Source organism: Winogradskyella haliclonae, from assembly GCF_014635865.1.
Lineage (GTDB): Bacteria > Bacteroidota > Bacteroidia > Flavobacteriales > Flavobacteriaceae > Winogradskyella > Winogradskyella haliclonae.
Genome location: NZ_BMDQ01000001.1, coordinates 746,957 through 759,662, shown reverse-complemented (window position 1 = coordinate 759,662; position 12,706 = coordinate 746,957). Strand labels below are relative to the sequence as shown.

The 12,706-nt window shown below is 35.1% G+C and carries 9 protein-coding genes; 3 read left to right on the top strand and 6 right to left on the bottom strand.

Annotation, left to right across the window (positions count from 1 at the left end):
* The 6 genes from IEV10_RS03440 to IEV10_RS03415 all read right to left on the bottom strand — a co-directional run bounded on the left by IEV10_RS03440 (position 1) and on the right by IEV10_RS03415 (position 8,589).
* Entirely contained in the window at positions 1–1,455 is a 1,455-nt protein-coding gene (locus tag IEV10_RS03440) for a sensor histidine kinase (protein ID WP_188373293.1), read from the bottom strand.
* A 43-nt stretch (positions 1,456–1,498) separates the two neighbouring features.
* Complete coding sequence (locus tag IEV10_RS03435; RefSeq protein WP_188373292.1) at positions 1,499–2,062, bottom strand: CopD family protein; 564 nt, start codon at positions 2,060–2,062, stop codon at positions 1,499–1,501.
* Positions 2,062–5,148 carry a WD40/YVTN/BNR-like repeat-containing protein gene (locus IEV10_RS03430; protein WP_188373291.1) on the bottom strand — a complete coding sequence of 1,029 codons (3,087 nt, stop codon included), beginning with the start codon at positions 5,146–5,148 and terminating at the stop codon, positions 2,062–2,064. The genes IEV10_RS03435 and IEV10_RS03430 overlap by 1 nt, the downstream gene beginning before the upstream one ends.
* Positions 5,149–5,205: 57 nt before the next feature.
* Positions 5,206–6,552: an MATE family efflux transporter gene (locus IEV10_RS03425; protein WP_188373290.1), complete on the bottom strand. Its 1,347-nt coding sequence runs from the start codon at positions 6,550–6,552 to the stop codon at positions 5,206–5,208.
* Positions 6,552–7,592 carry a ferrochelatase gene (hemH, locus tag IEV10_RS03420; protein ID WP_188373289.1) on the bottom strand — a complete coding sequence of 347 codons (1,041 nt, stop codon included), beginning with the start codon at positions 7,590–7,592 and terminating at the stop codon, positions 6,552–6,554. Before hemH ends, IEV10_RS03425 begins: the two co-directional genes overlap by 1 nt.
* A 97-nt stretch (positions 7,593–7,689) precedes the next feature.
* Positions 7,690–8,589, bottom strand: a complete 900-nt coding sequence (locus tag IEV10_RS03415; protein ID WP_188373288.1) for a helix-turn-helix transcriptional regulator — start codon at positions 8,587–8,589, stop codon at positions 7,690–7,692.
* 199 nt (positions 8,590–8,788) lie between these two features.
* On the opposite strand from IEV10_RS03415, the gene hemA reads away from it, so the two are divergent.
* The 3 genes from hemA to hemE are packed head-to-tail and all read left to right on the top strand — an operon-like array spanning position 8,789 to position 12,641.
* Positions 8,789–10,036 carry a glutamyl-tRNA reductase gene (hemA, locus tag IEV10_RS03410; protein ID WP_188374181.1) on the top strand — a complete coding sequence of 416 codons (1,248 nt, stop codon included), beginning with the start codon at positions 8,789–8,791 and terminating at the stop codon, positions 10,034–10,036.
* On the top strand, positions 10,029–11,606 hold the full coding sequence (gene hemC / locus IEV10_RS03405; RefSeq protein WP_188373287.1) for a hydroxymethylbilane synthase: 1,578 nt from the start codon (positions 10,029–10,031) through the stop codon (positions 11,604–11,606). Before hemA ends, hemC begins: the two co-directional genes overlap by 8 nt.
* A gap of 3 nt (positions 11,607–11,609) precedes the next feature.
* On the top strand, positions 11,610–12,641 hold the full coding sequence (gene hemE, locus IEV10_RS03400) for a uroporphyrinogen decarboxylase (RefSeq protein WP_188373286.1): 1,032 nt from the start codon (positions 11,610–11,612) through the stop codon (positions 12,639–12,641).
* Positions 12,642–12,706 lie beyond the last annotated feature (65 nt).

Here is a 12,706-nt window from a genome sequence, read left to right as displayed (position 1 = left end):
TTATTGTTTCGGAAAAGCCACTGTAAAGATAGTGCCTTTTTCATATTCTGAGGTAAAAGTAATACTTCCGTCGTAGGTTTCTACTATATTTTTTACCATCGCTAAGCCTAAACCCATTCCGCTAGTTTTGGTCGTAAATTTAGGCTCAAAAACTTTGAGTTTATTTTCATCGGTAATCCCCGAACCATTATCCTCAACTGTAATGTTAACGTTATCATCATCAGTAAAAACTCGGACTTCAATTTTAGGATTTTCTGAATCTTCTGGGATAGCCTGAATGCCATTTTTAACCAAGTTAGTCACTACTCTTATGAGTTGGGTTCTATCAAAATTTGCTATGATTTCTTCAGCTTCTGGCTCAAACCTGATATAGTTTTCATTAAAAATATCTAAGGCTAATTTTACCACATGTACCACATTAAGCTCTTCGCTTTGCTGCGCAGGCATCTTTGCAAAATTTGAAAACGCAGAGGCAATAGAACTCATGGTGTCTATTTGCTGAATCAATGTATTACTATATTCTGATACTTTCTGATTAATATTCTCATCTTCTGGGTCGAACTTACGCTGAAAACTCTGAACGCTTAATCGCATTGGCGTTAATGGATTTTTAATCTCATGCGCCACTTGTTTTGCCATTTCGCGCCATGCTTGTTCACGCTCACTAGTTGCTAATTGTACTGCAGATTCTTCAAGCTCATCAATCATACCATTATATGATTTTACAAGGGTTTCAATTTCTACTGATGATGATGTTATTTCAATCTTTTTATTTCGCTTTTCTAGACGAAATTCATTCATCTTATCACTTATAGTTTTCAATGAACGTGTTATATATTTTGATATGAAATATGCCAATACAATTGCCGCTAAAATCATAATGAGATATGCGAATCCTAATCGCAGCAAAAACTCATTTAGCTCCCTATCAAAAATATCATCATCTTGCAAGTAAGGCACATTAAGAATTGCTATGTTTTTAAACTTATCGTCTGTTATAAATGAGTAAGACGATTGAAAAACCTTACCATTGGTTTCGTTCTTAATCACGTAACGATGTTCGGCTGTATTTGTTATTTGGTTTAGTACCTCAGCACTTAAACATTGGTTTAATGTATCTCTTTGAAGCGTGGCTTTAGAAGATTTTAATAATTGCCCTTCTAAATCATACAAATTAATCTGAAGTCCATGAATATTGGCAATACTGTATATCTCGTCTTTAAAAATAAAGGGGATTTTTTCTGTAATCACCTCAAAAGAAGTTTCATCCAAAACATGATTAATACTGCGCCTTATTGCGGATTCTTTACGTTCTAATCTATCTGCATGGTACTCTCTTGCCTCTTCATGATACTGGTATATCGTAACCGCAGCAATTAAAATTGAAGCCAGTAATACCAAAAGTATCATGGCTATAAATATGCGCGAACGAAGAGATATTTTTTTTAACGCCATAGAGGTTTTTATAGTCTTCTAAATATAACAATAATCACGCCAACTAAGCTTCAGGATTTTTGGTTCTAATCTTCTTGTAAATTTTAAAACCTAACATTAATAAGATTCCCAATACAATAATGCCGACTATTCCAAAAATCCAGTTGAGTGCATTTTTTAAAACAACTAAAAAAACCACAGCAAAAAGAATAAAAGTGGCACCTTCGTTCCAAATACGCATAAAACTTGATGATTTCTTTACGATATCTTTTTGCAGTTGCTTGTAATACACATGTGTTTGGAATTGGTATATGATTAATAGTAAAACAAAGCCTAATTTAATCTGCATCCAAGAATCTGTAAGGTAAAACAGTCTTGGAATAATTAATAAAACTCCAAAGCTTATTGCCAATATACTCGATGGCCAGGTAATTATAAACCAAAGACGTTTGGCCATGAGTTTTAATTGCTTTCCTAAAATTTCTTTTTCTGGAGGAGGCTTATAAAATGCTTCTATTTGATATACAAATAATCGAGGAATGTAAAATAATCCTGCAAACCATGTCACCACAAAGATGATGTGTAGCGCTTTGATGTAGGAATAATATTCTGCTAAAAAATCTGTCATTAATCTTCTACAAATAAATAGTTTAACTGTTTTGAATTGAATGCTGCATTAAACGCTTTTACCTCATCACTTAAAATGGTATTGAATGCAGACAGCTGAGTTTCTATTTTGCCAGTCAATTCATTTTTTACGGCAATATCTTGTGCTGTTGGTGCAAAATCTCCCATACGTACCAATGAGTTTAAATGCCCTAATTTATTAGTTAATCGAATAGGGAAATTTAATGGATCTTGACCACTTCTATTTTTAGTTTGGTATAAGGCTTTTTCAATATCACCTAGTTTTTCTTGTAATCTTTTTGCTTTTTCTACTAAGTCTTTTACATTTTCATCGTCTTTATATTGCTTCTGGAAAGCTCCCAATTGCTTATTAACTGCTCTTATTTTTTTGATAGACTTATGCGCTTCGTCCATAGTCTTATTGACATCTTTAATAAATGCAAATTGCTGTTCCATATCAGCTAAGGTGCTTTCTGCTCTTGGATCAGCTAAAATTTTAAAGTCTTGTGATTGCGTTTCATCATTAATATTTAAACTCACTTTATAAGTGCCAGGAGTTGCTCTTGGACCATCTAAACTTGCCCACCACAAAATCATACCCTTTAAACGTTCTGCACCATCGTAGGTCATATTCCAAACAAATTGATTGGCGCCTTTCTTTACATTTAGTTTATTCTTTTTATCCTTGTTAGAATAGGTTTTTATCGTATCACCTTTTTTATCAAAATAGGTTAATGAAACTTTGTCTTCATCTTTTAAATCCTTTAAGTTGAAATAGGTGATTACACCATTTGGATGATTCGTTCCTGTTATCTTACTTCCTTTTCGACTTCCGCCTCGCATACGATATGTATCTTTTGGTTTGAATAAGATATTCTTACTTAAATCGGTATTATAGAGCTGGTGAATTACTGATAAATCATCAATTATCCAAAGACTTCTTCCTTGAGTAGCAACAATTAAATTATTGTCTTTTAGGGCCAAATCGGTGATTGGTACAATTGGTAAATTTAATTGAAAAGGTTTCCAATTTTTACCATCATTAAAGGAAATGTACATTCCTGTCTCTGTACCTGCATACAACAAGCCTTTCTTTTTTGGGTCTTCGCGCAATACTCTTGTAAAATGTTCGCTATTAATTCCATTTGTGATTTTAGTCCAGCTTTTTCCGTAATCCGTTGTTTTGTATAAGTAGGGGGCAAAATCCCCAGTCTTATATTTTGTGCCAGCTACGTAGCAAGTGCCTTCATCAAAAGCACTTGGCTCAATACTGTTAATCATCATCCAATCTGGCATGCCTTTAGGTGTAACGTTCTCCCAATTTTTACCGCCATCTTTAGACACATGGATTAAACCATCATCACTACCAACCCAAAGTAAACCCTCTTTTAATGGTGATTCTTGTGCCGCAAAAATGGTGCAATAGTATTCTACTGAGGTATTATCTTGTGTAATCGGACCACCTGATGATTTTAATTTTTCTGGATCATTTCGTGTTAAATCTGGACTTATAATTTCCCACGATTGGCCTTCATTTTCAGTGACATGTACATGTTGTGAAAATGTGTACATTCTATCTGGATTATGTTTTGAAAAGATAATAGGGAAATTCCACTGAAAACGATATTTCATACCTTCTGCACCGTGTCCCATTGGATTATCTGGCCAAACATTTATGGCTCTTACTGTTCCCGTTTTATGATTGACACGAGTTAAAAATCCATCGTAACTTCCACCATATACAATATCATTATCTTCTGGATCAATAGCGATGTGAGCAGACTCACCACCTGCTGTACTTTCCCAATCGTCTTCACTAATTGAAAAACCATCTGTTCTGTGTGGGATTCGTATGGTAGAGTTGTCTTGTTGCGCCGCATAAATACGATATGGAAACGCATTATCAGTAGTTACTCGGTAAAATTGAGATGTTGGTTGGTTACGATACGTACTCCAAGTTTCTCCACCATCATATGTCACTTGTGCGCCACCATCATCTCCAATAATCATTCTATTTGGATTTTCTGGAGCTATCCATAAATCATGATGATCTCCATGCGGTGCTCTATAATTTCCAAATGTTTTTCCGCCATCAGTACTCTTATGATAACTTACATTTAAAACATAAACTGTATTAATATCTTTAGTATCTGCATATAAACGCGTGTAGTACCATGCGCGTTGTCTCAGCTTTCTTTCGCTATTAACTTGTATCCATGTTTCGCCACCGTTATCACTTCGATATAAACCGCCTTTATCTTTATTTTCAACAATCGCCCATACACGTTGATGATTTATTGGAGATACTGTTACGCCTATAATTCCTAATGTGCCCTCAGGAAATCCTTTCATCTTAGAAATTTCTGTCCATGTCTCGCCGCTATCGGTACTCTTCCACAGCGCAGAACCTTCCCCTCCAGAATTTAAACTGTAAGGTGTTCTATTAATTCGCCATGTAGATGCATATAAAATACGAGGATTGGTTGGGTCAATTATTAAATCTACTACGCCAGCATTAGAATTTGCAAACAAGGTTTTTTTCCATGTTTTTCCGCCATCAATACTTTTATAAACACCTCGCTCTTCTGTTGGTTTATATAGATTACCCATAACTCCGGCATATACGATATCATGGTTTGTAGGATGAATAGCAATACGAGGAATATGGCGTGATTTTGGTAAGCCTGAGGCTATCCATGTTTTTCCAGCGTCGACACTTTTCCACATCCCATATCCTGATGACACATTACCTCTTACTGTTTTTTCTCCACCACCAACATAAATGACATTAGGGTCGCTTTTTGAAACTGAAATAGAACCAATACTTCCTCCAAAGTAACCATCCGAAATGTTTTCCCATTGGCGACCACCATTTGTAGTTCTCCATATCCCACCACCGGTTGCTCCAAAATAATAGAGATTTGGCTGATTTGGAACACCAGTTACAGCAGCACTTCGACCACCTCTAAATGGGCCTACAAGTCGATATTCTAATCCCGAATAATGAGATTCGTCAAAATTTTGGGCGTTGAGATTTAAGCTAAGAAACGATAGCAGTACAACTGCCAGAATGGTTGATAATCGCATGAGTAATTATTAAGTTAGTTTTCGGAATCTAAAAATAAAGAATAAAAGTCAGAAGATTTAAGCTGTTTCTAACTTTAACTTAACCTCACGCTTTAAGAAGTAATAGGTTACAATTGTAGACAATACATCAGATATTGGAAACGCAATCCAAATGCCCAATTCTCCATAGAAAATCGGTAAAATAAATAGCAACGGAATAAAGAAAATGGCTTGTCGAGTTAATGTTAAAATCAAAGCAGGAATTGCTTTCCCTACAGCCTGAAAATATGCCGCACCAACCAACTGAACGGCTAATATAGGTACAGCAGCAAATGCTAATCTCATATTGTTTGGTGTGATTCTTATGACATCTGCATCGTCAGTAAACCATTTGGTAATAACTTCTGGAAAAACCATTAATCCTAGAAACACAATTGTTCCCAAAATAGTGGCATATTTTATGGCTGTATAAATTACCTCTTTTACTCTTGCAAATTGTTCAGCACCATAATTATATCCTGCAATAGGAATAAATCCTTGAGTTATTCCAAAAACTGGAAACAAGACAAACATCATCATACGGCCAACAATAGCATAAGCTGTAATCGAAGTCTCTTCTCCATAATTAAAAAGTGCATTATTTACCAATAAAAAAGTAACACTTACTACAGCTTGTCGTGCTAAGGTCACAAAACCTAGAGACCCTATTTCTGAAACAATCTCCTTATGTAATGCAAAATGTGAAAAATCGATTTTTAATTCTGAATTCTTTGAAAGAAAGAACCATAGAATGTATATAAATGATACGATATATGAGCCTGTGGTTGCCCATGCCGCTCCGGCCATTCCCCAATCCAAAATATTTATAAAAATATAATCAAAAAGAAGATTCCCAACAGAGGGAATCATCATAGCATACATAGCAAATTTTGGTTTGCCTTCTGCTCGAATCACATTATTACCCATCATTACAAAACCTAAAATAGGTACGCCATAAAGAATGATTTCGTAATAAATTTTAGCAGGTGCAAATATGTTGCCTTTTCCCCCAAAAGCAGGAATTAACGTATCTACATATATTAAACCAAAAACAGCAAATGTAATGGTAAATAAAAAGGTAAGTGTCAACTGATTTCCAAAAGTCCTTAAAGCTTTAGGCGTATTCCCAGCACCTAAAGCTCTTGAAATAATTGAAGAACCTCCAACACCAATGGCCATACCTAATGCTGCAATAAAAAACGAAACAGGCAATACAACGTTAATCGCAGCTATGGCATTTGCGCCAATCCAATTTCCAACAAAAATAGTATCTATAAGGATGTTAAGTGACATCACCAGAATACCAATTGAGGCCGGTACCGCTTGCTTTACCAGTAACTTCCCAATAGGTTCTTGACCTAAATCTTGTGCTGTTACCTTAGCCATTAAACGGTTAAAGCTTTTTCTTTAGAAGCCCATTCTTCAATAATATTAGTAAGTACTTGAGCAAAGTCTTCGCGGTCGTTTAAACATGGAATTACGGTAAACTCTTTGCCGCCTACTTCATGAAAAATTTCTTCGCCTTCCATCGCAATTTCTTCCAAAGTCTCTAAACAGTCACTAACAAAAGCTGGTGTTACGATCGCCATTTTTTTAGTTCCAGCTTTTCCCATTCGTTCAATAGTACGATCTGTGTAAGGTTTTAACCACGGGTCAAATCCAAGTCTGGATTGGAAGGTAGTTGAATACGTCCCATTTTTTAAGCCTAAAGCTTTGGCCACATTAACCGTCGTAATTTCGCATTGGTGACGGTAACAAAACTCGTGCTGTTCACTTCCTTTTTTGAAGCAGCATCTACCATCCATTTTACAATTTCCATTAGTCACATCACTCTTACGGATATGACGTTCAGGGACACCGTGATAACTAAACAAAATATGCTCGTAATCTATACCATCAAGCTTTTCAGCAATACTTTTTGAAAGTACACTAATGTAATCTTTACGATGGTAAAAGGCAGGTGTTCTGGTAATTTTTATGTCAGGAAAATACTCAGCTACCAATTCGTCTACTTTTACATCGATAGTTTCGGTTGTAGCCATGGCGAATTGTGGATATAGAGGAACTGTTTTAATTTCAGTACAGCCTTTATCTACTAACTCTTGAAGTCCTTTTTTAATGGTCATACTTCCATAACGCATAGCTAAAGCAACTGGATAATCGACGTTATTTTGGACTTTTTCTTGCAGTCTTTCTGATAGTACAATTAATGGCGAACCTTCGTCCCACCAAATTTTTTGATACGCTTTGGCAGACGCTTTTGGTCGTGTGTTTAGTATTATCCCTTTTACCAAAAGATTGCGCGCCCAAAGCGGCACATCAATCACGCGCTCATCCATTAAGAATTCTCCTAAATAACGTTTCACATCTTTAGGGTTTGGCGTATCTGGTGAGCCTAAATTAACTAGTAATATTCCTTTTTTCATCTTTCAATTTTTCAAATGTAAAAATACAATGCAATTTGTTTATCAATTAAGCTTGTAGTATTGAATTTTGTAATATTAGTATAGTTTTAAAACTTCATTAATTAGTTTCAGTAATATATTTCTTAGGCGTAGTACCATATTTTTTTTTAAACGCTGCAATAAAATGACTGGCAGTGCTGTAACCCACTTTTAAGCCAACTTCATTAACGTTGTAGTCTCCAGATTCTAATAGTTTTCTTGCGACTTCCATCTTATAATCAAAGAGAAAACTAAAAACCGAATCGCCATAAATTTGTTTAAAACCTTCTTTGAGTTTTTTAAGACTTAAGCCTATAGTATCTGCCAATTCTTGTAATGTTGGTGGCTCTGCCATTTGTGCTATTATAATGTCTTTTGCCTTTTTTAATTTAGCGACATTTTCTTCGTCTACTAAAAATGGGCACTGCTCAATATTGGCGTCTTCACTTCTATTAAAAAAGAGACTTAACATTTCATAAGCTTTTCCTCTAAAGTATAATGATTTGATTGAGGCATTAAGATTAAAACTTAGCAACTGATTTAAAACAACTGCCATTGATGGTGATATAACACCATCTTTATAATATTTTTTATCACGATTATCGTCTGATAAAAACGTAACATAGGACGCATCTTGCGAAAACAACCCATGAAATTTCTCTAAAGAAATCACAAGAGACACCAGCCAACAATTAGGTTGCACTTCTAAGTGAATGGGTAAATCACGTTGTGGATTATAAAGTAATAGCGACGTATCTTGATGAATAGGTAAGCGATATGTCCCTTGATTAAAGACAAAAGTGGCCTCGCCTTTTGTACAAAAGTGAAACTGTATATAACTGCTATCTATACGGCGTTCTACGACCTCAACAGCCTCATTATCATTCTTATAGCTCAATACAAAAAAACCATCTTCTAGAAAGGTCTCATTAAAAGAACCTACAGCGACACTTTTTAAGCTAGATTTTTCAATTTTCATTTAACTGTTATTTAGATTCATTCTAAACAAAGATCTTGTAAACCCTTGGATTCACTACAAAAGTATGACAAATATCATATTTTAATAAAAATTAAACTCAAAAAACCCGAAACGACACTTTAAGTTCTTTGAGCGTTATTTTTATGCAATTAACAAATATATTTTTGTGCTGTTAATTCCTAGAGCAGTAAAGCAGCGAATGCAACAAAAGAATACACATTTTTATGCTATTGGGCTCAGCTACAAAAAAGCTGATGCTGAGGTTCGTGGTCACTTTAGTTTAAGTGATGCTGCCAAGAATGCTGTTTTGGAACAAGCCAAAACAAATGGTATAGAAAGTCTCTTGCTTGTTTCTACCTGTAATCGTACAGAAATTTATGGATTTGCTGAGCACCCTTATCAACTTATCCATCTATTGTGCGAAAATACAAAAGGGACTGTTGAAGAGTTTCAAAAAGTTGCCTACGTACATAAAAATAACGATGCCATCTCTCATATGTTTAGAGTAGGTTCTGGTTTGGATAGTCAAATCCTTGGTGATTTTGAAATTATCGGTCAACTAAAAGCTGGTGCACGACAATCAAAAGCCGCCGGATTACTTAATTCTTACATAGAACGTTTACTAAATGCAGTTATTCAAGCTAGTAAACGAATTAAAACAGAGACAGAATTATCCTCTGGTGCTACATCTGTATCATTTGCTTCTGTTCAGTATATTATGAATAATGTCAAGAATATTTCGGACAAGAATATTCTACTTTTTGGTACTGGTAAAATAGGACGTAACACTTGTGAAAATCTAGTTAAGCATACTAAAAATTCTCATATTACGCTTATCAATAGAACCAAAGATAAGGCTGAAGCTGTTGCAGGTAAATTCAATGTGTTAGTTAAAGATTATAGCAATCTACAAGAAGAAGTAAATACTTCTGATATTGTAATTGTGGCTACTGGTGCACAAGACCCAACAATTTACAAGTCACTAATACAAACTGATAAGCCTTTATTGATTTTGGATTTATCAATTCCAAAAAATGTTAATGAAGATGTTAGAGATTTAGATAATATTACATTAGTTCATTTGGATGACTTAGCAAAGATTACTGATGAAACTTTAGAAAAGCGCAAAGCATTTATTCCTGCTGCTGAAGCTATTATTTCAGAAATAATGGCAGAATTTAATTCCTGGTTAGACACTTTAAAATTTGTCCCTACAATACAAGCCATTAAACACAAGCTTACGGATTTAAAAAATTCTGAAGTCTCTACGCAACGTAAAAAGCTTAACGATTTTAACGAAGAGCAAGCCGAATTGATTACAAATAACTTAATTCAGAAAATTACCAATCAATTTGCACATCACTTAAGAGAAGATAATAACTCTTCAGATGAGAGTTTGGAACTCATCAAAAAAATATTTCAGTTAGAAACTACAGATAATGTCTAGAATAATTCGCATTGGCACACGCGACAGCCAGCTCGCTATGTGGCAAGCAAAAACTGTTCAATCTCTACTCGAACAGTTAGGTCATAAAACCGTATTAGTCCCTGTAAAATCCACAGGAGATATTGTTTTAGACAAACCTTTATACGAACTTGGGATTACAGGAATCTTCACTAAAACACTTGATATTGCTATGCTTAATGGTGATATTGATATTGCTGTACATTCTTTAAAAGACGTCCCAACCATTTTACCAAAAGGCATTGTACAAGCTGCTGTTTTAAAGCGAGGAAATATAAACGATACCCTAGTTTTTAAAAAGAATGAGGAATTCCTATCCGCTAAAGATGCTGTTATTGCTACTGGTAGTTTACGACGCCGTGCACAATGGCTTAACCGCTACCCTACGCATACTATTGTTGGGTTAAGAGGAAATGTAAATTCTAGACTCGAAAAATTAGAAAATAATGATTGGAATGGTGCCATATTTGCTGGTGCCGGTTTGGGTCGATTAGGTATTAAACCTGAAAATTCTATTAATCTTCATTGGATGATTCCTGCACCTGCTCAAGGTGCCGTAATGGTTGCTGCATTAGAAGATGATGATGAAGTAAGAGACATCTGCAAAGAGATTAATCATCCTGAGACTGAGATAGGAACAACTATTGAGCGTGAATTTTTAAATCGTTTAGAAGGTGGTTGTACTGCTCCAATCGGTGCTATTTGTTATATCAATAAAGATAATGAAGTTCATTTTAAAGGTATTCTTCTAAGTAAAGATGGATCCAGAAAAATTGAAGTTACTAAAGTTATGCCATTTGGAAAACATGAGGGTATTGCTAAATTTTGTGCAGATTATGTTATCGAAAAAGGTGGAAAAAAGCTAATTGATCAATTACAACGTAGCGACAAAAAGACGACTATTTATTCGACCAAAACATTAACAGAAGACCAAAAGTTGTTGTTTCATAACGAAGTGGTTTCTGAAAGTAATGATGCTATAAAAATTAGCCTCAACAGAATCTCAAAAAAAGTTGTCAGAAACGAAATTCAGAATGTCATAATCACAAGTCAGAATGCTGTTGAAGCTTTATTAACTAACTTTTCTAATGAAGAGTTACAGTTCAAAAATATCTACTGTGTTGGGCGCCGCACCAAACGTACGATTGAGAAACGTATTGGTAAAGTTGCTCACATGGCACCAAATGTAAAGAAGTTAGCAGAATATTTAGTTGAATATATTGATGGGACTGAAGTCACTTATTTCTGTAGTGATTTACGTTTGGATGATTTACCAAACATCCTAACTAAGCATAACATTACGGTTAACGAAGTTGAGGCTTATCAAACCAAATATGATGCTGTAAAACTAGAGGATAATGTCGATGGCATTATGTTTTATAGCCCATCCACAGTTGACAGTTTCTTAAGGCAAAATCGTGCCAAAGGCATTGCATTTTGTATTGGAGAGACTACAGCAAATGCTGCAAAAAAACACTTTGAAGACGTTAGAATTGCAAAAGTACCAACGGTTGAAAGTGTCATAGAATTAGTAAACGAATACTACGTTTAAAATATGATTAAGAACGATTTATTTTTAAGAGCATTAAAGGGCGAAACTGTTGAACGCCCTCCAGTTTGGATGATGCGTCAAGCTGGTCGTTATTTACCAGAGTTTATGGAAATAAAGGCTAAGTACGATTTCTTTACACGTTGCCAGACTCCTGAATTGGCAAGTGAAATTACTGTACAGCCTATCCGAAGATACGGCATGGACGCTGCGATTTTGTTTAGTGATATTCTAGTGATTCCTCAAGCAATGAATATTGAGGTACAGATGAAACCAAATTTTGGTCCGTATTTACCTAATCCTATTCGTTCTCAAAAAGATGTAGATAATGTCGTTGTCCCTGATGTGACCGTAGAATTAGATTACGTTTACCAAGCTATAAAAGCCACTAAAGAAAAACTAAACAACGAAATTCCCTTAATAGGTTTCGCTGGTTCACCATGGACAATTTTATGCTATTGTGTGCAAGGGCAAGGTTCTAAAAACTTTGATAAGGCTAAAGAATTTTGCTTTACAAATCCTATTGCAGCACACAGTTTACTTCAAAAAATTACAGACACAACTATTGCTTATTTAAAAGAAAAAGTGAAAGCTGGCGTTAATGCTGTTCAAGTTTTCGATTCTTGGGGAGGCATGTTGTCTCCAGTAGATTATCAAGAATTTTCTTGGCAATATATTCAACAAATCATTGATGCTGTAAAAGTCGAAACACCAGTCATCGCTTTTGGAAAAGGTTGCTGGTTTGCCCTTGGCGAAATGGCAAAATCTGGTGCTTCGGCACTAGGTGTAGATTGGACATGTTCTGCTAGAAATGCACGTTATTTAACAGGTGGAAATATCACCTTACAAGGTAATTTTGACCCAACACGATTGTTTTCTCCACCTGCAGAAATCAAAAAAATGGTGCATCAAATGATTAACGATTTTGGAAAAGATAAATACATCGTTAACTTAGGTCATGGAATTTTACCAAACATTCCTTTAGATAACGCCAAGGCTTTTATCGATGCTGTTAAAGACTATAAAAGCCCAAACTAGCGTAACACAATGCCAGTTTAAGCGTCTGTTTAGTAGTTAACTCTATTATCAAAAACAAGAAAACG

Excerpts from the sequence above, each read along its gene's own strand:
- IEV10_RS03440 (WP_188373293.1), bottom strand. The coding sequence starts at position 1,455 with ATGGCGTTAAAAAAAATATCTCTTCGTTCGCGCATATTTATAGCCATG.
- IEV10_RS03435 (WP_188373292.1), bottom strand. The coding sequence starts at position 2,062 with ATGACAGATTTTTTAGCAGAATATTATTCCTACATCAAAGCGCTACAC.
- IEV10_RS03430 (WP_188373291.1), bottom strand. The coding sequence starts at position 5,148 with ATGCGATTATCAACCATTCTGGCAGTTGTACTGCTATCGTTTCTTAGC.
- IEV10_RS03425 (WP_188373290.1), bottom strand. The coding sequence starts at position 6,552 with ATGGCTAAGGTAACAGCACAAGATTTAGGTCAAGAACCTATTGGGAAG.
- hemH (WP_188373289.1), bottom strand. The coding sequence starts at position 7,592 with ATGAAAAAAGGAATATTACTAGTTAATTTAGGCTCACCAGATACGCCA.
- IEV10_RS03415 (WP_188373288.1), bottom strand. The coding sequence starts at position 8,589 with ATGAAAATTGAAAAATCTAGCTTAAAAAGTGTCGCTGTAGGTTCTTTT.
- hemA (WP_188374181.1), top strand. The coding sequence starts at position 8,789 with ATGCAACAAAAGAATACACATTTTTATGCTATTGGGCTCAGCTACAAA.
- hemC (WP_188373287.1), top strand. The coding sequence starts at position 10,029 with ATGTCTAGAATAATTCGCATTGGCACACGCGACAGCCAGCTCGCTATG.
- hemE (WP_188373286.1), top strand. The coding sequence starts at position 11,610 with ATGATTAAGAACGATTTATTTTTAAGAGCATTAAAGGGCGAAACTGTT.